The organism is Paraburkholderia adhaesiva, assembly GCF_021390575.1.
GTDB classification, from domain to species: Bacteria; Pseudomonadota; Gammaproteobacteria; order Burkholderiales; family Burkholderiaceae; genus Paraburkholderia; species Paraburkholderia adhaesiva.
Window position 1 is genome coordinate 751,198 of the sequence record NZ_JAJEJQ010000001.1, and the last position, 24,060, is coordinate 775,257.

The window sequence follows — 24,060 nt, forward strand, 5'->3', positions numbered from 1 at the left end:
ATGAACAAGGGACGATTCAGGAAGGTCTTCAGTAAGCGGTTGGGCATGCTTGTGGCCGTCGAGGAGACTGCAAAGAGTCAGGGCAAACAGCCGGGAGAAGGCGGCGGTATTGCGGTTCCCGTTGTCAAGTATGGCGCTGTCTCATTATTGACCTCGATTGCTCTCGCCTTTTTGCTTGTCGATCCAGCGACAGTTCTGGCGCAGTCGCTGCCTACGGGCGGGCAGGTCGTGGGCGGACAGATCGGCATCAGCGAAAGCGGCAACACGATGACGATCAACCAGACCACGCAGCGCGGTGCGATCAACTGGAACACGTTCAACATCGGTTCGGGCAACACGGTCCAGTTCAATCAGCCTAATTCCACGTCGCAGACACTGAACCGGGTCGTGGGCGGCGTGCCTTCGAATATTCAGGGCCAGCTGCTGGCCAACGGTCAGGTGCTGATCCAGAACGCGAACGGCATCCTGTTCGGCAGCGGCGCGGTGGTGAACGTGGGGTCACTGCTTGCGACGACAAAGAATATCGATCCGACCCAGTTCATGGCGGGCGACACGCTGAACCTGAGCTCGACGGGCATCAACGCCGGGATCGTCAACAACGGCACGATCAACGCGCAAGGCTATGTCACGCTGATCGGCGACCAGGTGCGGAACTCGGGTTCGATCACGGCGCCGGGCGGCAATGTGGTGCTGGCCGCGGGGGACAGCGCGACGGTGGCGCTGAATAACGGGCAGGGGATCTCAGTCACGCTGAACAATGCCACGGCCAACGCGCTGGTGGACAACAGCGGGAATATCCAGACGGGCAACGGGACGGTGCTGCTGACTGCTCGCGGCGCCGATACGGTGCTTGAGACCGTGATCAACATGTCTGGCGTGGTCAAGGCGGGAACCGTGGTGGCCGACGCGGGCAACACGGGCGATGCGATCGTGACGGGCACAATCGACGCCTCGAACACGACGCCGGGTGGCGTGGGCGGCACGGTTGTCGTCACGGGTGACCGGGTTGGCGTGCTTGGAAACGCCAGCATCAACGTGAGCGGCGATGCCCAGGGCGGAACGGTGATCCTGGGCGGCGACTCCCTGAATCACGTGTCCAACAGCTCAGCCGCATCGCTGATCTCGCGCGTGAACTTTGCGAACCTGACCGTGGTGGGTGCAGGCGCAACGATCGACGCGGGATCGGCGCACGGTAATGGCGGTTTCGTGGAGACGTCGGGTCATGACCTGGACGTTGCGGGCACCATCACGGCGGCGGCGGCCAATGGTCGCGCGGGTGAGTGGCTGATCGACCCGACGAACGTGACCATCAGTACCGGGACGGACGCGAACTATTCCGGAAACCTGGGTGACGGCACGTTTAGTGGCGGCAGCAACACGACCGCGACAGTGAGTAGTGCCACGATCAGCAACTCGCTGAGCGCCGGCACGAACGTGACGATCACGACGGCGAGCAGCGGCACTGCGACGGGCACCATTACGCAGCAGGCGGGTGCGGATATCGTTGACACCTGCACCAGTGAGACCGCGCTGACGATGCTGGCCAACGGCAGCATCACCCTCAACGGCAACATTACTGCTACGGGCGGCGGTGCGCTGGACCTGAACCTGATGGCCGATATCGGCAATAACGGTTCGGGCACAGTGACTACGTCCACAGGGACAAAGATCGATCTCGCTGGCGGTGCGCTCAATGTCTCGGGCAACACGACAAGCGGAAACGCCGTCAACCTCAGCGGTAACCTGACCAACATCGGCAGCGGCCTGGTCACCGGTAATGCGACCACCGGCACGGGTGTGCTGCTGGCGACAAATGTCGGTCTCCAGAACGACAGCAGCAGTCTGAACATTTCCGGCAACTCGACCAGCGGCGTTGGTGTGAATGTGTCTGCGTCGAACCTGGCGGTGGGCGTAGGCAGCCTGAACATCTGTGGCAGCTCGAATACCAGCAGCGGCGTTCAGGTGAATTCGAACCTGAACGTAAGCAACGGCTCGCTGAACATCGTCGGAAACACGCGCAGTACCACTGCCGGGGCTGCAGGTGTGAACCTGTCCGGGAACATCACGGTAAATGAAGGCGGGACACTGAACATCAGTGGCGTGTCAAGTTGTACGAGTGCCGCCCAGGTGTCGGGTGTCTACGTCGGCGGAAGTTCGACGACCATTCTCGGCAACGCCGCGATCACTGGCAGCTCGAACTCAACTTCGGAAGGTGCCTATGCCACCCTGTATGGCGTTGGTGTCGGCTTTAACACGGCCCTGACCGTCTCTGGCAATGGCTCGTTGACCGTGACGGGTACGGGAACCGGCACGGACGGCGTCGGCGTGGCGTGTCTGAGCGTTGTCAACGTCGCTGGCGGTGAGCTTGTCCTCAACGGGACGTCGAACTCCGGAATGGGGGTGCAGTCGCTTGGCACCGTGAACATTGGTGGCGGGGTGTTCAGCATCATCGGCCAGTCGCAGACAAGTTACGGTATCGGTCGGGCAGTAGCCGCTGGTTCGAGCCCGCTCAGCGTCACGGGCGGCACCGCGATATTCAATGGGACGACGAATACCGGCGGTGCGGGCGTGTGGTGGCGTGAGGACGGCACCACAAATGGCACGACGGTATCCGGAAACGCCAGCCTGACCATCGTCGGGAGTGCGACAAATGGGACTGGCTACGGCGTGTGCGTCGGCGGCAACGTGGCCGTGGTGGGCGGTGGAAGCTTTACGGTTACGGGCACCGCGAGCAGCGGTACGGGTGTCAATGTACAGGGCGGCTCCATCAATATGCCGGGTAACGGCACGGTAAATATCACGGGTGTGTCGACTAACACGGCCGGAAGTGGCAGTGGCGTTTATCTGCAGAACTGCATCAGCACGAACGTCGGCACCGTCACCATCAACGGTACGGCCCAGGGTTCAGGTATCGGCCTGTGCCTGTCTTCCGGGGCAGCAGTTGGGGGTACCGGTAACCTGACGCTGATCGGCAGTTCGAACAGCCAGGTTGGCGTGTCCCTGAATAACGTGCAGATAACCGGCGGCACACTGGCTGTGAGCGGCCAGTCGAACAGCTCCTACGGTGTCTACACGGCCAGTGCGCTGAATATCTCCGGTGGTGCGCTGAATATCACGGGCGTATCGAATAGCTCGACGGGTTTTTACGACACCAGCACGGTGAGTGTGACCAATGGCGGTGTCGCGACGATCAGCGGTACGACGAACGGCGGCAGCGCCGCTGGCGTGTGCACGACGGGTGCCGTGACGGTCGGTAACGCGAGTACGCTGACCATTACCGGTACGGCGAACAACGCCACCGGCAGCAGCGCTGGTGTCTATCTGGCTAGCGCAGTGAATGTGAGCGGTGGCGCATTGAATGTCGCCGGTACGTCGAACAGTTCCTACGGCGTGTACGGATGCAGCTCGGTGAACGTGACCAATGGTGGTGTCGCGACCATCAGCGGTACGACGAACGGCGGTAGTAGCGCTGGCGCGTACGTGGCTGGGACCGTTTCGGTCGGCAACGCGAGTTCGCTGAGCGTTACCGGTATTGCGAGCAATACGGCTGGTAGCGGAACTGGCGTGTACGTGGGCAACGCGCTGGCTGTGTCGGGCGGCTCCGTGACGCTCAACGGCACATCGGCTGGTTCTGGCACCAGTGTGGGCCTGGCCTCGGGTGCGACGGTCAGTGGTGCCGGCGTCCTGACGCTCATCGGCACGGCGAATACCGGCGTAGGCCTGAACATGTCGGGCGTATCGGTTACCGGCAACGGAACGTTGAACGCCACGGGTACCTCGAACGCGACCTACGGTGTTAGCGGACTCGGTTCATCGCTGACTGTGAGCTCCGGCAATGTGACCATCAATGGCACGTCGCAAGGCGATGTCTCTGGTGTGAACCTGACGGGTCCGGTGGTAGTGAATGGCACCGGCAACCTGACGCTTACGGGTGCATCTGATAGTGGGACAGGTCTGGACCTGTCGCAAGGGGTCTCGGTTAGTGCCAATGGCACGCTGAACGTGATGGGCGAGTCCAACACGGGCGTTGGCCTTGGGCTTGTCGGCAGCAATGTCAGCCTGAACGTGACGGGCGGCAGTGCGAACCTGTCGGGTACGTCCAATACGGGCTCAGGCGTGTACGTCAACGCGACCTTGAATGCCAGCGTTTCGGGCAATGGCACGCTGAACGTGACGGGTCAGTCCAACACGGGCGTTGGCCTTGAGCTTGCCGGCAGCAACGCCAACCTGAACGTGACGGGCGGCAATGCGAGCCTGTCGGGTACGTCGGATTCGAATTCTGGTGTTGACGTCAACACGACCTTGAATGCCAGCGTCTCGGGCAATGGCACGCTGAACGTGACGGGCGAGTCCAACACGGGTGTTGGACTTGGGCTTGTCGGCAGCAACGCCAACCTGAACGTGACGGGCGGCAATGCAAGCCTGTCGGGTACGTCCGATTCGAATTCTGGTGTTGACGTCAATACGGCCTTGAACGCCAGCGTTTCGGGCACTGGCACGCTGAACGTGACGGGCGCGTCCAACACGGGCGTTGGACTTGGGCTTGCCGGCAGCAACGCCAACCTGAACGTGACGGGCGGCAATGCAAGCCTGTCGGGTACGTCCGATTCCAATTCCGGTGTTGACGTCAATACGGCCTTGAATGCCAGCGTTTCGGGCAATGGCACGCTGAACGTGACGGGCGCGTCCAACACGGGTGTTGGACTTGGGCTTGTCGGCAGCAACGCCAACCTGAACGTGGCGGGCGGCAAGGCAAGCCTGTCGGGTACGTCCGACGTGAATTCAGGCGTCTATGTCAATACGGCCTTGAATGTCGGCGTTTCGGGCACTGGCACGCTCAACGTGACGGGCGACTCCAACACGGGTGTTGGACTTGAGCTTGACGGCGGCAACGCCACCCTGAACGTGACGGGCGGCAATGCCAGCCTGTCGGGTACGTCCGATTCGAATTCTGGTGTTGACGTCAACACGACCTTGAATGCCAGCGTCTCGGGCAATGGCAAGCTGAACGTGACGGGCGCGTCCAACACGGGTGTTGGACTTGAGCTTGCCGGCAGCAACGCCACCCTGAACGTGACGGGCGGCACTGCGACCCTGTCGGGTACGTCTGATACGAATTCTGGCGTTGACATCGACACGGCCTTGAATGCAAGCGTCTCGGGCAATGGCACGCTGAACGTGACGGGCAATACGTCGACGGGCATCGCGGTGGGTCAGGACGTCAATAGCACCCTGGACCTGAGCGGTAACGGCACGGTAACAGTCAATGGCACGGCGACGGGCAACGGGACGGGCGTGCGCCTGAACGGCAGCACGAACGTGTCGGACAACGCGACGCTGAACATCAATGGCAGTTCGGTGGACGGCATCGGGGTACTCGAGAGCATGACGCCGCACGCCACGATGAACATCAGTGGCAATGGCGTGGTCAACGCGTTCGGCAGCTCGGTGAACGGCACGGGTAACGATTTCAACGGCGATACGCAGATCACGGGTAACGGTGCGCTGCACCTGGCAGGCACGTCGGTCAACGGCACCGCCGTGGAGCTGAGCGCGAACCTCAGTGCAACGGACAACGGCGCGATTACGGTTTCGGGTAATTCGACCAGTGGTACGGGCTTCCAGGAGGATGTGGGCAGCAGCCTGACGCTGGGTGGCAACGCGACGGCGAATATCTCGGGCAATTCGACCACGGGCGACGGCGTAGACCTGATTGGTAACACCACGTTGACGGGGAATGCCACCCTGATTGCCCAGGGCAGTTCGGATAGCGGCAATGGCCTCGGCCTGGGCGGGACGCTCAAGTCCGCGTCGGGCACGAACGTGTCGCTGGATGGTACGTCGAACACGGGTGCGGCGATCTACCTGGGCGCGGGCGATGGCCTGACGCTGGATGGCAACACCACGATGAACATGGCGGGCAGCTCGAACGCGGGCACCGGCGTGGAACTCGGCAATGTCACGGTGACGGACACTGCGTCGCTGAACGTCACGGGCAGCACCGTGACGGGCGTTGGCGTGGGCCAGGACGCCAACGGGTCGCTGAATATCGGCAGCAACGGCACGGTAGCCCTCGATGGCACGGCGACGGGCAACGGGACGGGCGTGCGCCTGAACGGCAGCACGAACGTGTCGGACAACGCGACGCTGAACCTCAATGGCAGTTCGGTGGACGGCATCGGGGTACTCGAGAGCATGACGCCGCACGCCACGATGAACATCAGTGGCAATGGCGTGGTCAACGCGTTCGGCAGCTCGGTGAACGGCACGGGTAACGATTTCAACGGCGATACGCAGATCACGGGCAACGGTGCGCTTAACCTGGCGGGCACGTCGGTCAACGGCACCGCTGTGGAGCTGAGCGCGAACCTCAGCGCGACGGATAACGGCGCGATTACGGTTTCGGGGAGTTCGACCAGTGGTACGGGTTTCCAGGAGGATGCGGGCAGCAGCCTGACGCTGGGTGGCAACGCGACAGCGAACATCTCGGGCAATTCGACCACGGGCGACGGCGTGGATCTGATGGGCAACAACACGCTCACAGGTAACGCGGCGCTCATGGTGCAGGGAAACTCGGACAGCGGCACGGGCCTGGATCTGGGCGGAACGCTGAACGCGACGTCGGGCACGACGATGTCGCTGAACGGTACATCGAACACGGGCGTGTCCATTCAGGTGGGCGTGGGCAGCGGCCTGACGCTGGAAGGCAACACGGCGCTGGACCTGGCGGGTTCGTCAAACGCAGGCATCGGCGTGGAACTCGGCAATGTCACGGTGACGGACACTGCGTCGCTGAACGTCACGGGCAGCACCGTGACGGGCGTTGGTGTGGGGCAGGACGTCGACGGGTCGCTGAATATCGGCAGCAACGGCACGGTAACGCTCGATGGCACGGCGACGGGCAACGGGACGGGCGTGCGCCTGAACGGCAGCACGAACGTGTCGGACAACGCGACGCTGAACCTCAATGGCAGTTCGGTGGATGGCATCGGGGTACTGGAGAGCATGACGCCGCACGCCACGATGAACATCAGTGGCAACGGCGTGGTCAACGCGTTCGGCAGCTCCGTGAACGGCACGGGTAACGATTTCAACGGCGATACGCAGATCACGGGTAACGGTGCGCTTAACCTGGCGGGCACGTCGGTCAACGGCACCGCTGTGGAGTTGAGCGCGAACCTCAGCGCAACGGACAACGGCGCGATTACGGTTTCGGGTAATTCGACCAGTGGTACGGGTTTCCAGGAGGATGTGGGCAGCAGCCTGACGCTGGGTGGCAACGCGACGGCGGACATCTCTGGCAACTCCAGCACGGGCATTGGCGCGGAACTGAACGGCACGACCAGTGCGTCGGGTAACGCCACGATTAACGTGTCGGGCGACTCGGGGACGAATACGGGCGTGGAGATCGGATCGAACGGTTCCACGGACGCAACCGAAAACGGCACGATCACGATCCAGGGTTATTCGACGAGCGGGACGGGCGTCGAAAACAACGGTTCGATAAATACCGATAACGGTACAACCCATATTACGGGCAACTCGGCCAGTGGTACGGACGTTGCGAATAACGGCACGATCAATACGACCGGCAATGGCTCGACGACCATCTCAGGCAATCTTACGAACGACGGTACGATCGACACCAGCAATGGCGGGATGACCGATGTCAACGGCAGCCTGTCGAACAACGGGACGGTGGCGACGGACAACGGCTCGCTGAACGTCAACGGCAGCGTGGACAACAGCGGCACGCTGAATACGACCGGTGACAACGGCACGACCAGCATCGGTGGTGACCTGAACAACAGCGGCAATGTCAGCACGACCGACAACGGCTCGCTGAACGTGGGCGGCAACGTCACGAACGACGCGAACGGCACGATCGACACCAGCAATGGCGGCACGACTGATGTTAACGGCAGCCTGTCGAACAACGGGACGGTGGCGACGGATAACGGTTCGCTGAACGTCAACGGCAGCGTGGACAACAACGGCACGCTGAATACGACCGGTGACAACGGCACGACCAGCATCGGTGGTGACCTGAACAACAGCGGCAATGTCAGCACGACCGACAACGGCTCGCTGAACGTGTCGGGTAACGTCACGAACGACGCGAACGGCACGATCGACACCAGCAATGGCGGCACGACTGATGTCAACGGCAGCCTGTCGAACAACGGGACGGTGGCGACGGACAACGGCACGCTGAACGTCAACGGCAGCGTGGACAACAACGGCACGCTGAACACGACGGACAACGGCACGACCAGCATCGGTGGTGACCTGAACAACAGCGGCAACGTCAGCACGACCGACAATGGCTCGCTGAATGTCGGTGGCAACGTCACGAACAACGGGACGGTCGACACGGACAACGGTTCGCTGAACGTCAATGGCAGCGTAGACAACAACGGCACGCTGAACACGACCGGTGACAATGGCACGACCAGCATCGGCGGCGACCTGAACAACAGCGGCAATGTCAGCACGACCGACAACGGCTCGCTGAACGTGTCGGGTAATGTCACGAACGACGCGAACGGCACGATCGACACGAGCAATGGCGGCACGACCGTTGTCAACGGCAGCCTGTCGAACAACGGGACGGTGGCGACGGATAACGGTTCGCTGAACGTCAATGGCAGCGTGGACAACAACGGCACGCTGAACACGACCGGTGACAACGGCTCGACGAACATCGGTGGCGACCTGAACAACAGCGGCAATGTCAGCACGACCGACAACGGCTCGCTGAACGTGTCGGGTAACGTCACGAACGATGCGAACGGCACGATCGACACGAGCAATGGCGGCACGACTGATGTCAACGGCAGCCTGTCGAACAACGGGACGGTGACGACGGATAACGGTTCGCTGAACGTCAACGGCAGCGTGGACAACAACGGTACGCTGGACACGACCGGTGACAACGGTTCGACCAGCATCGCTGGTGACCTGAACAACAGCGGCAATGTCAGCACGACTGACAACGGCTCGCTGAACGTGGGCGGTAACGTCACGAACGACGCGAACGGCACGATCGACACGAGCAATGGCGGCACGACCGATGTCAACGGCAGCCTGTCGAACAACGGGACGGTGGCGACGGATAACGGTTCGTTGAACGTCAACGGCAGCGTGGACAACAACGGCACGCTGAACACGACCGGTGACAACGGCACGACGAACATCGGTGGTGACCTGAACAACAGCGGCAATGTCAGCACGACCGACAACGGCTCGCTGAACGTGGGTGGCAACGTCACGAACGACGCGAACGGCACGATCGACACGAGCAATGGCGGCACGACTGATGTCAACGGCAGCCTGTCGAACAACGGAACGGTGACGACGGATAACGGTTCGCTGAACGTCAACGGCAGCGTGGACAACAACGGCACGCTGAATACGACCGGTGACAACGGCACGACCAGCATCGGTGGTGACCTGAACAACAGCGGCAATGTCAGCACGACCGACAACGGTTCGCTGAACGTGGCTGGCAACGTCACGAACGACGCGAACGGCACGATCGACACGAGCAATGGCGGCACGACCGATGTCAACGGCAGCCTGTCGAACAACGGGACGGTGACGACGGATAACGGTTCGCTGAACGTCAACGGCAGCGTGGACAACAACGGCACGCTGAATACGACCGGTGACAACGGCACGACCAGCATCGGTGGTGACCTGAACAACAGCGGCAATGTCAGCACGACCGACAACGGTTCGCTGAACGTGGCTGGCAACGTCACGAACGACGCGAACGGCACGATCGACACGAGCAATGGCGGCACGACCGATGTCAACGGCAGCCTGTCGAACAACGGGACGGTGACGACGGATAACGGTTCGCTGAACGTCAACGGCAGCGTGGACAACAACGGCACGCTGAACACGACCGGTGACAACGGCACGACCAGCATCGGCGGCGACCTGAACAACAGCGGCAATGTCAGCACGACCGACAACGGCACGCTGAACGTGGCTGGCAACGTCACGAACGACGCGAACGGCACGATCGACACGAGCAATGGCGGCACGACCGATGTCAACGGCAGCCTGTCGAACAACGGGACGGTGGCGACGGATAACGGTTCGTTGAACGTCAACGGCAGCGTGGACAACAACGGCACGCTGAATACGACCGGTGACAACGGCACGACCAGCATCGGTGGTGACCTGAACAACAGCGGCAATGTCAGCACGACCGACAACGGTTCGCTGAACGTGGCTGGCAACGTCACGAACGACGCGAACGGCACGATCGACACGAGCAATGGCGGCACGACCGATGTCAACGGCAGCCTGTCGAACAACGGGACGGTGACGACGGATAACGGTTCGTTGAACGTCAACGGCAGCGTGGACAACAACGGCACGCTGAACACGACCGGTGACAACGGCACGACCAGCATCGGTGGTGACCTGAACAACAGCGGCAATGTCAGCACGACCGACAACGGTTCGCTGAACGTGGCTGGCAACGTCACGAACGACGCGAACGGCACGATCGACACGAGCAATGGCGGCACGACCGATGTCAACGGCAGCCTGTCGAACAACGGGACGGTGACGACGGATAACGGTTCGCTGAACGTCAACGGCAGCGTGGACAACAACGGCACGCTGAACACGACCGGTGACAACGGCACGACCAGCATCGGTGGTGACCTGAACAACAGCGGCAATGTCAGCACGACCGACAACGGTTCGCTGAACGTGGCTGGCAACGTCACGAACGACGCGAACGGCACGATCGACACGAGCAATGGCGGCACGACCGATGTCAACGGCAGCCTGTCGAACAACGGGACGGTGACGACGGATAACGGTTCGCTGAACGTCAACGGCAGCGTGGACAACAACGGCACGCTGAACACGACCGGTGACAACGGCACGACCAGCATCGGCGGCGACCTGAACAACAGCGGCAATGTCAGCACGACCGACAACGGTTCGCTGAACGTGGGCGGTAACGTCACGAACGACGCGAACGGCACGATCGACACCAGCAATGGCGGCACGACCGATGTCAACGGCAGCCTGTCGAACAACGGGACGGTGACGACGGATAACGGTTCGCTGAACGTCAACGGTAGCGTGGACAACAACGGCACGCTGAACACGACCGGTGACAACGGCACGACCAGCATCGGTGGTGACCTGAACAACAGCGGCAATGTCAGCACGACCGACAACGGCACGCTGAACGTGTCGGGTAACGTCACGAACAACGGTACGATCGACACGAGCAATGGCGGCACGACCGATGTCAACGGCAGCCTGTCGAACAACGGGACGGTGACGACGGATAACGGATCGCTGAACGTCAACGGCAGCGTGGACAACAACGGCGCGCTGAATACGACAGACAACGGCACGACCAGCATCGGTGGTGACCTGAACAACAGCGGCAATGTCAGCACGACCGACAACGGCTCGCTGAACGTGGGTGGCAACGTCACGAACGATGTGAACGGCACGCTGGACACCAGCAATGGTGGGGCGACGAACGTCAACGGCAGTGTTGATAACAACGGCACGATCGCCACGGACAACGGATCGCTGAACGTCAACGGCAGCGTGGACAACAACGGCACGCTGAACACGACGGACAACGGCTCGACGAACATCGGTGGTGACCTGAACAACAGCGCCAATGTCAGCACGACCGACAACGGCTCGCTGAACGTGGGCGGTAATGTCACGAACAACGGGACGGTCGACACGGATAACGGATCGCTGAACGTCAACGGCAGCGTAGACAACAACGGCACGCTGAACACGACCGGTGACAATGGCTCGACCAACATCGGTGGCGACCTGAACAACAGCGGCAATGTCAGCACGACGGACAACGGCTCGCTGAACGTGGGTGGCAACGTCACGAACGACGGTACGATCGACACGAGCAATGGCGGCACGACCGATGTCAACGGCAGCCTTGCGAACGACGGGACGGTGGCGACGGACAACGGCACGCTGAACGTGTCGGGCAACGTCACGAACGACGCGAACGGCACGATCGACACCAGCAATGGCGGCACGACCGATGTCAATGGCAGCCTGTCGAACAACGGGACGGTGACGACGGATAACGGTTCGCTGAACGTCAACGGCAGCGTGGACAACAACGGTACGCTGGACACGACCGGTGACAACGGCTCGACGAACATCGGTGGCGACCTGAACAACAGCGGCAATGTCAGCACGACTGACAACGGCTCGCTGAACGTGGGTGGCAACGTCACGAACAACGGGACGGTCGACACGGATAACGGTTCGCTGAACATCAACGGTAGCGTGGACAACAACGGCACGCTGAATACGACCGGTGACAACGGCACGACCAGCATCGGTGGTGACCTGAACAACAGCGGCAATGTCAGCACGACCGACAACGGTTCGCTGAACGTGGGCGGTAACGTCACGAACGACGCGAACGGCACGATCGACACGAGCAATGGCGGCACGACCGATGTCAACGGCAGCCTGTCGAACAACGGGACGGTCGACACGGATAACGGTTCGCTGAACGTCAACGGCAGCGTGGACAACAACGGCACGCTGAACACGACCGGTGACAATGGCACGACCAATATCGGTGGTGACCTGAACAACAGCGGCAATGTCAGCACGACCGACAACGGCACGCTGAACGTGTCGGGTAACGTCACGAACAACGGTACGATCGACACGAGCAATGGCGGCACGACCGATGTCAACGGCAGCCTGTCGAACAACGGAACGGTGACGACGGATAACGGTTCGCTGAACGTCAACGGCAGCGTGGACAACAACGGCACGCTGAATACGACCGGTGACAACGGCACGACCAGCATCGGTGGTGACCTGAACAACAGCGGCAACGTCAGCACGACCGACAACGGCTCGCTGAACGTGGGCGGCAACGTCACGAACGACGCGAACGGCACGATCGACACGAGCAATGGCGGCACGACCGATGTCAACGGCAGCCTGTCGAACAACGGGACGGTGACGACGGATAACGGTTCGCTGAACGTCAACGGCAGCGTGGACAACAACGGCACGCTGAATACGACCGGTGACAACGGCACGACCAGCATCGGCGGCGACCTGAACAACAGCGGCAATGTCAGCACGACCGACAACGGCTCGCTGAACGTGTCGGGTAACGTCACGAACGACGCGAACGGCACGATCGACACCAGCAATGGCGGCACGACCGATGTCAACGGCAGCCTGTCGAACAACGGGACGGTGGCGACGAATAACGGTTCGCTGAACGTCAACGGCAGCGTGGACAACAACGGCACGCTGAACACGACCGGTGACAACGGCACGACCAGCATCGGTGGTGACCTGAACAACAGCGGCAATGTCAGCACGACCGACAACGGCTCGCTGAACGTGTCGGGTAACGTCACGAACGATGCGAACGGCACGATCGACACCAGCAATGGCGGCACGACCGATGTCAACGGCAGCCTGTCGAACAACGGGACGGTGGCGACGGATAACGGCACGCTGAACGTCAACGGCAGCGTGGACAACAACGGCACGCTGAACACGACCGGCGACAACGGTACGACCAGCATCGGTGGTGACCTGAACAACAGCGGCAATGTCAGCACGACCGACAACGGTACGCTGAATCTCAGCGGTGACTTGGATAACGATGGAACAATTGACAACGACAACGTTTCGTTCAACGTTCCCGGGAACGTGACCAACAACGGCACGATTAATACAACCGGGGATGACGGTCACATGAATATTGGCGGCAATTTGACCAACAATGGTTCAATTGATACCACCAATAACGGCACGCTGAACGTGTCAGGTAATGTCACGAACGACGCGAACGGCACGATCGACACGAGCAATGGCGGCACGACCGATGTCAATGGCAGCCTGTCGAACAACGGGACGGTGGCGACGGATAACGGCACGCTGAACGTCAACGGCAGCGTGGACAACAACGGCACGCTGAACACGACCGGTGACAACGGCACGACCAATATCGGTGGTGACCTGAACAACAGCGGCAACGTCAGCACGACCGACAATGGCTCGCTGAATGTCGGTGGCAACGTCACGAACAACGGGACGGTCGACACGGACAACGGTTCGCTGAACGTCAACGGCAGCGTGGACAACAACGGCACGCTGAACACGACCGGTGACAACGGCACGACCAGCATCGGCGGCGACCTGAACAACAGCGGCAATGTCAGCACGACCGACAACGGCTCGCTGAACGTGGCTGGCAACGTCACGAACGACGCGAACGGCACGATCGACACGAGCAATGGCGGCACGACCGATGTCAACGGCAGCCTGTCGAACAACGGGACGGTGGCGACGGATAACGGTTCGCTGAACGTCAATGGCAGCGTGGACAACAACGGCACGCTGAACACGACCGGTGACAACGGCTCGACGAACATCGGTGGCGACCTGAACAACAGCGGCAATGTCAGCACGACCGACAACGGCTCGCTGAACGTGGGCGGTAATGTCACGAACAACGGGACGGTCGACACGGACAACGGTTCGCTGAACGTCAATGGCAGCGTGGACAACAACGGCACGCTGAACACGACCGGTGACAATGGCTCGACCAACATCGGTGGTGACCTGAACAACAGCGGCAACGTCAGCACGACCGACAATGGCTCGCTGAACGTCGGTGGCAACGTCACGAACAACGGGACGGTCGACACGGATAACGGATCGCTGAACGTCAACGGCAGCGTAGACAACAACGGCACGCTGAACACGACCGGTGACAACGGCACGACGAACATCGGTGGTGACCTGAACAACAGCGGCAACGTCAGCACGACCGACAATGGCTCGCTGAACGTCGGTGGCAACGTCACGAACAACGGGACGGTCGACACGGATAACGGCACGCTGAACGTCAACGGCAGCGTGGACAACAACGGCACGCTGAACACGACCGGTGACAACGGCACGACGAACATCGGTGGTGACCTGAACAACAGCGGCAATGTCAGCACGACCGACAACGGCTCGCTGAACGTGTCGGGTAACGTCACGAACGACGCGAACGGCACGATCGACACCAGCAATGGCGGCACGACTGATGTCAACGGCAGCCTGTCGAACAACGGGACGATGGCGACGGATAACGGCACGCTGAACGTCAACGGCAGCGTGGACAACAACGGCACGCTGAACACGACGGACAACGGCACGACCAGCATCGGTGGTGACCTGAACAACAGCGGCAACGTCAGCACGACCGACAATGGCTCGCTGAATGTCGGTGGCAACGTCACGAACGACGGGACGGTCGACACGGACAACGGTTCGCTGAACGTCAACGGCAGCGTGGACAACAACGGCACGCTGAACACGACCGGTGACAACGGCACGACCAGCATCGGCGGCGACCTGAACAACAGCGGCAATGTCAGCACGACCGACAACGGCTCGCTGAACGTGTCGGGTAACGTCACGAACGACGCGAACGGCACGATCGACACGAGCAATGGCGGCACGACCGATGTCAACGGCAGCCTGTCGAACAACGGGACGGTGACGACGGACAACGGTTCGCTGAACGTCAACGGCAGCGTGGACAACAACGGCACGCTGAACACGACCGGTGACAACGGCACGACCAGCATCGGTGGCGACCTGAACAACAGCGGCAATGTCAGCACGACCGACAACGGCTCGCTGAACGTGGCTGGCAACGTCACGAACGACGCGAACGGCACGATCGACACGAGCAATGGCGGCACGACCGATGTCAACGGCAGCCTGTCGAACAACGGGACGGTGGCGACGGATAACGGCACGCTGAACGTCAACGGCAGCGTGGACAACAACGGCACGCTGAACACGACCGGTGACAACGGCACGACGAACATCGGTGGCGACCTGAACAACAGCGGCAACGTCAGCACGACCGACAACGGCTCGCTGAACGTGGCTGGCAACGTCACGAACGACGCGAACGGCACGATCGACACGAGCAATGGCGGCACGACCGATGTCAACGGCAGCCTGTCGAACAACGGGACGGTGGCGACGGACAACGGTTCGCTGAACGTCAACGGCAGCGTGGACAACAACGGCACGCTGAACACGACCGGTGACAACGGCACGACGAACATCGGTGGTGACCTGAACAACAGCGGCAATGTCAGCACGACCGACAACGGTTCGCTGAACGTGTCGGGCAACGTCACGAACAACGGCACGATCGACACGAGCAATGGCGGCACGACCGATGTCAACGGCAGCCTGTCGAACAACGGGACGGTGGCGACGGATAACGGCTCGCTGAACGTCAACGGCAGCGTGGACAACAACGGCACGCTGAATACGACCGGTGACAATGGCACGACCAGCATCGGCGGCGACCTGAACAACAGCGGCAATGTCAGCACGACCGACAACGGCTCGCTGAACGTGTCGGGTAATGTCACGAACGACGCGAACGGCACGATCGACACGAGCAATGGCGGCACGACCGATGTCAACGGCAGCCTGTCGAACAACGGGACGGTGGCGACGGACAACGGCTCGCTGAACGTCAATGGCAGCGTGGACAACAGCGGCACGCTGGACACGACCGGTGACAACGGTTCGACCAGCATCGCTGGTGACCTGAACAACAGCGGCAATGTCAGCACGACCGACAACGGCTCGCTGAACGTGGGCGGTAACGTCACGAACGACGCGAACGGCACGATCGACACCAGCAATGGCGGCACGACCGATGTCAACGGCAGCCTGTCGAACAACGGAACGGTGACGACGGACAATGGCTCGCTGAACGTCAACGGCAGCGTGGACAACAACGGCACGCTGGACACGACCGGTGACAACGGCACGACGAACATCGGTGGTGACCTGAACAACAGCGGCAATGTCAGCACGACCGACAACGGTTCGCTGAACGTCGCTGGCAACGTCACGAACGACGCGAACGGCACGATCGACACGAGCAATGGCGGCACGACCGATGTCAACGGTAGCCTGTCGAACAACGGGACGGTGGCGACGGATAACGGCTCGCTGAACGTGTCGGGCAACGTCACGAACAACGGTACGATCGACACGAGCAATGGCGGCACGACTGATGTCAACGGCAGCCTGTCGAACAACGGGACGGTGGCGACGGATAACGGCTCGCTGAACGTCAACGGCAGCGTGGACAACAACGGCACGCTGAATACGACCGGTGACAACGGTTCGACGAACATCGCTGGTGACCTGAACAACAGCGGCAATGTCAGCACGACCGACAACGGCTCGCTGAATGTGGGTGGCAACGTCACGAACGACGGGACGGTCGACACGGACAACGGCTCGCTGAACGTCAATGGCAGCGTGGACAACAACGGCACGCTGAATACGACCGGTGACAACGGCACGACCAGCATCGGCGGCGACCTGAACAACAGCGGCAATGTCAGCACGACTGACAACGGCTCGCTGAACGTGGGCGGCAACGTCACGAACGACGGGACGGTCGACACGGACAACGGTTCGCTGAACGTCACCGGCAGCGTGGACAACAACGGCACGCTGAACACGACCGGTGACAACGGCACGACGAACATCGGTGGTGACCTGAACAACAGCGGCAATGTCAGCACGACCGACAACGGCTCGCTGAACGTGGCTGGCAACGTCACGAACGACGGGACGGTCGACACGGACAACGGTTCGCTGAACGTCAACGGCAGCGTGGACAACAACGGCACGCTAAACACGACCGGTGACAACGGCACGACCAACATCGGTGGCGACCTGAACAACAGCGGCAATGTCAGCACGACCGACAACGGCTCGCTGAACGTGGGCGGTAACGTCACGAACGACGCGAACGGCACGATCGACACCAGCAATGGCGGCACGACTGATGTCAACGGCAGCCTGTCGAACAACGGGACGGTGGCGACGGACAACGGTTCGCTGAACGTCAACGGCAGCGTGGACAACAACGGCACGCTGAACACGACCGGTGACAACGGCACGACGAACATCGGTGGCGACCTGAACAACAGCGGCAACGTCAGCACGACCGACAACGGCTCGCTGAATGTGGGTAGCAACGTCACGAACGACGGGACGGTCGACACGGACAACGGTTCGCTGAACGTCAACGGCAGCGTGGACAACAGCGGCACGCTGAACACAACCGGTGACAACGGCACGACCAACATCGGTGGCGACCTGAACAACAGCGGCAATGTCAGCACGACTGACAACGGCTCGCTGAACGTGGGTGGCAACGTCACGAACGACGGGACGGTCGACACGGACAACGGTTCGCTGAACGTCAACGGCAGCGTGGACAACAACGGCACGCTGAACACGACCGGTGACAACGGTTCGACCAGCATCGGTGGTGACCTGAACAACAGCGGCAATGTCAGCACGACCGACAACGGCTCGCTGAATGTGGGTGGCAACGTCACGAACGACGGGACGGTCGACACGGACAACGGTTCGCTGAACGTCAACGGCAGCGTGGACAACAACGGCACGCTGAACACGACCGGTGACAACGGCACGACGAACATCGCTGGTGACCTGAACAACAGCGGCAATGTCAGCACGACCGACAACGGCTCGCTGAACGTGGGCGGTAACGTCACGAACGACGCGAACGGCACGATCGACACCAGCAATGGCGGCACGACTGATGTCAACGGCAGCCTGTCGAACAACGGGACGGTCGACACGGACAACGGTTCGCTGAACGTCAACGGCAGCGTGGACAACAACGGCACGCTGAACACGACCGGTGACAACGGCTCGACGAACATCGCTGGTGACCTGAACAACAGCGGCAATGTCAGCACGACCGACAACGGTTCGCTGAACGTGGGTGGCAACGTCACGAACGACGGGACGGTCGACACGGACAACGGTTCGCTGAACGTCAACGGCAGCGTGGACAACAACGGCACGCTGAACACGACCGGTGACAACGGCACGACGAACATCGGTGGTGACCTGAACAACAGCGGCAATGTCAGCACGACCGACAACGGCTCGCTGAACGTGGGCGGTAACGTCACGAACGATGCGAACGGCACGATCGACACCAGCAATGGCGGCACGACTGATGTCAACGGCAGCCTGTCGAACAACGGGACGGTCGACACGGATAACGGTTCGCTGAACGTCAACGGCAGCGTGGACAACAACGGCACGCTGAACACGTCCGGTGACAACGGCACGACCAACATCGGTGGTGACCTGAACAACAGCGGCAACGTCAGCACGACCGACAACGGCTCGCTGAATGTGGGTGGCAACGTCACGAACGACGGGACGGTCGACACGGACAACGGTTCGCTGAACGTCAACGGCAGCGTGGACAACAACGGCACGCTGAATACGACCGGTGACAACGGTTCGACGAACATCGCTGGTGACCTGAACAACAGCGGCAATGTCAGCACGACCGACAACGGCTCGCTGAACGTGTCGGGCAACGTCACGAACAACGGCACGATCGACACGAGCAATGGCGGCACGACCGATGTCAACGGCAGCCTGTCGAACAACGGGACGGTGGCGACGGATAACGGTTCGCTGAACGTCAACGGCAGCGTGGACAACAACGGCACGCTGAACACGACCGGTGACAACGGCACGACGAACATCGGTGGTGACCTGAACAACAGCGGCAATGTCAGCACGACCGACAACGGCTCGCTGAACGTGGGTGGCAACGTCACGAACGACGGGACGGTCGACACGGACAACGGTTCGCTGAACGTCAACGGCAGCGTGGACAACAACGGCACGCTGAATACGACCGGTGACAACGGTTCGACGAACATCGCTGGTGACCTGAACAACAGCGGCAATGTCAGCACGACCGACAACGGCTCGCTGAACGTGGGTGGCAACGTCACGAACGACGGGACGGTCGACACGGACAACGGTTCGCTGAACGTCAACGGCAGCGTGGACAACAACGGCACGCTGAATACGACCGGTGACAACGGTTCGACGAACATCGCTGGTGACCTGAACAACAGCGGCAATGTCAGCACGACCGACAACGGCTCGCTGAACGTGTCGGGCAACGTCACGAACAACGGCACGATCGACACGAGCAATGGCGGCACGACCGATGTCAACGGCAGCCTGTCGAACAACGGGACGGTGGCGACGGATAACGGCTCGCTGAACGTCAATGGCAGCGTGGACAACAACGGCACGCTGAACACGACCGGTGACAACGGCACGACGAACATCGCTGGTGACCTGAACAACAGCGGCAATGTCAGCACGACTGACAACGGCTCGCTGAACGTGGGCGGCAACGTCACGAACGACGGGACGGTCGACACGGACAACGGTTCGCTGAACGTCAACGGCAGCGTGGACAACAACGGCACGCTGAACACGACCGGTGACAACGGCACGACGAACATCGGTGGTGACCTGAACAACAGCGGCAATGTCAGCACGACCGACAACGGCTCGCTGAACGTGGGTGGCAACGTCACGAACGACGGGACGGTCGACACGGACAACGGTTCGCTGAACGTCAACGGCAGCGTGGACAACAACGGCACGCTGAATACGACCGGTGACAACGGTTCGACGAACATCGCTGGTGACCTGAACAACAGCGGCAATGTCAGCACGACCGACAACGGCTCGCTGAATGTGGGTGGCAACGTCACGAACGACGGGACGGTCGACACGGACAACGGCTCGCTGAACGTCAATGGCAGCGTGGACAACAACGGCACGCTGAACACGACCGGTGACAACGGCACGACGAACATCGGTGGTGACCTGAACAACAGCGGCAATGTCAGCACGACTGACAACGGCTCGCTGAACGTGGGCGGCAACGTCACGAACGACGGGACGGTCGACACGGACAACGGTTCGCTGAACGTCAACGGCAGCGTGGACAACAACGGCACGCTGAACACGACCGGTGACAACGGCACGACGAACATCGGTGGTGACCTGAACAACAGCGGCAATGTCAGCACGACCGACAACGGCTCGCTGAACGTGGGTGGCAACGTCACGAACGACGGGACGGTCGACACGGACAACGGTTCGCTGAACGTCAACGGCAGCGTGGACAACAACGGCACGCTGAACACGACCGGTGACAACGGCACGACCAACATCGGTGGTGACCTGAACAACAGCGGCAATGTCAGCACGACGGACAACGGCTCGCTGAACGTGGGTGGCAACGTCACGAACGACGGGACGGTCGACACGGACAACGGTTCGCTGAACGTCAACGGCAGCGTGGACAACAACGGCACGCTGAACACGACCGGTGACAACGGCACGACCAACATCGGTGGCGACCTGAACAACAGCGGCAATGTCAGCACGACTGACAACGGCTCGCTGAACGTGGGTGGCAACGTCACGAACGACGGGACGGTCGACACGGACAACGGTTCGCTGAACGTCAACGGCAGCGTGGACAACAACGGCACGCTGAACACGACCGGTGACAACGGCACGACCAACATCGGTGGTGACCTGAACAACAGCGGCAATGTCAGCACGACGGACAACGGCTCGCTGAACGTGGGTGGCAACGTCACGAACGATGCGAACGGCACGCTGGACACGACAGACAACGGCTCGACCAGCATCGGTGGCGACCTGAACAACAGCGGCAACGTCAGCACGACTGACAACGGCTCGCTGAACGTGGGCGGTAACGTCACGAACGACGCGAACGGCACGATCGACACCAGCAATGGCGGCACGACTGATGTCAACGGCAGCCTGTCGAACAACGGGACGGTCGACACGGATAACGGTTCGCTGAACGTCAACGGCAGCGTGGACAACAACGGCACGCTGGCCACGACCGGTGACAACGGCACGACGAACATCGGTGGTGACCTGAACAACAGCGGCAATGTCAGCACGACCGACAACGGTTCGCTGAACGTGGGTGGCAACGTCACGAACGACGGGACGGTCGACACGGACAACGGTTCGCTGAACGTCAACGGCAGCGTGGACAACAACGGCACGCTGAACACGACCGGTGACAACGGCACGACGAACATCGGTGGTGACCTGAACAACAGCGGCAATGTCAGCACGACCGACAACGGCTCGCTGAACGTGGGTGGCAACGTCACGAACGACGGGACGGTCGACACGGACAACGGTTCGCTGAACGTCAACGGCAGCGTGGACAACAACGGCACGCTGAACACGACCGGTGACAACGGCACGACGAACATCGGTGGTGACCTGAACAACAGCGGCAATGTCAGCACGACCGACAACGGCTCGCTGAACGTGGGTGGCAACGTCACGAACGACGGGACGGTCGACACGGACAACGGTTCGCTGAACGTCAACGGCAGCGTGGACAACAGCGGCACGCTGAACACGACCGGTGACAACGGCACGACCAACATCGGTGGTGACCTGAACAACAGCGGCAATGTCAGCACGACCGACAACGGCTCGCTGAACGTGGGTGGCAACGTCACGAACGACGGGACGGTCGACACGGACAACGGTTCGCTGAACGTCAACGGCAGCGTGGACAACAACGGCACGCTGAACACGACCGGTGACAACGGCACGACGAACATCGGTGGCGACCTGAACAACAGCGGCAATGTCAGCACGACTGACAACGGCTCGCTGAACGTGGGTGGCAACGTCACGAACGACGGGACGGTCGACACGGACAACGGTTCGCTGAACGTCAACGGCAGCGTGGACAACAACGGCACGCTGAACACGACCGGTGACAACGGCACGACGAACATCGGTGGCGACCTGAACAACAGCGGCAATGTCAGCACGACCGACAACGGTTCGCTGAACGTCGCTGGCAACGTCACGAACGACGCGAACGGCACGATCGACACCAGCAATGGCGGCACGACTGATGTCAACGGCAGCCTGTCGAACAACGGGACGGTCGACACGGACAACGGTTCGCTGAACGTCAACGGCAGCGTGGACAACAACGGCACGCTGAACACGACCGGTGACAACGGCTCGACGAACATCGGTGGTGACCTGAACAACAGCGGCAATGTCAGCACGACCGACAACGGCTCGCTGAACGTGGGTGGCAACGTCACGAACGACGGGACGGTCGACACGGACAACGGTTCGCTGAACGTCAACGGCAGCGTGGACAACAACGGCACGTTGAACACGACCGGTGACAACGGCACGACGAACATCGGTGGTGACCTGAACAACAGCGGCAATGTCAGCACGACCGACAACGGTTCGCTGAACGTGGGTGGCAACGTCACGAACGACGGGACGGTCGACACGGACAACGGTTCGCTGAACGTCAACGGCAGCGTGGACAACAACGGCACGCTGAACACGACCGGTGACAACGGCACGACGAACATCGGTGGCGACCTGAACAACAGCGGCAATGTCAGCACGACCGACAACGGCTCGCTGAACGTATCGGGTAACGTCACGAACGACGCGAACGGCACGATCGACACCAGCAATGGCGGCACGACTGATGTCAACGGCAGCCTGTCGAACAACGGGACGGTCGACACGGACAACGGTTCGCTGAACGTCAACGGCAGCGTGGACAACAACGGCACGCTGAACACGACCGGTGACAACGGCTCGACGAACATCGGTGGTGACCTGAACAACAGCGGCAATGTCAGCACGACCGACAACGGCTCGCTGAACGTGTCGGGTAACGTCACGAACGACGCGAACGGCACGATCGACACCAGCAATGGCGGCACGACTGATGTCAACGGCAGCCTGTCGAACAACGGGACGGTCGACACGGACAACGGTTCGCTGAACGTCAACGGCAGCGTGGACAACAGCGGCACGCTGAACACGACCGGTGACAACGGCACGACCAACATCGGTGGTGACCTGAACAACAGCGGCAATGTCAGCACGACCGACAACGGCTCGCTGAACGTGGGTGGCAACGTCACGAACGACGGGACGGTCGACACGGACAACGGTTCGCTGAACGTCAACGGCAGCGTGGACAACAACGGCACGCTGAACACGACCGGTGACAACGGCACG

1 protein-coding gene (only partly in view) is annotated in these 24,060 nt (G+C 61.2%); it reads left to right on the forward strand.

The window, feature by feature from the left end:
* On the forward strand, positions 1-24,060 hold the 5' portion of the coding sequence (locus L0U80_RS03390; protein ID WP_233862524.1) for an ESPR-type extended signal peptide-containing protein. The gene runs 3,954 nt beyond the window's last position; 24,060 of the gene's 28,014 nt are visible here — the first part of the coding sequence; its start codon is at positions 1-3; its stop codon lies off the right edge, out of view.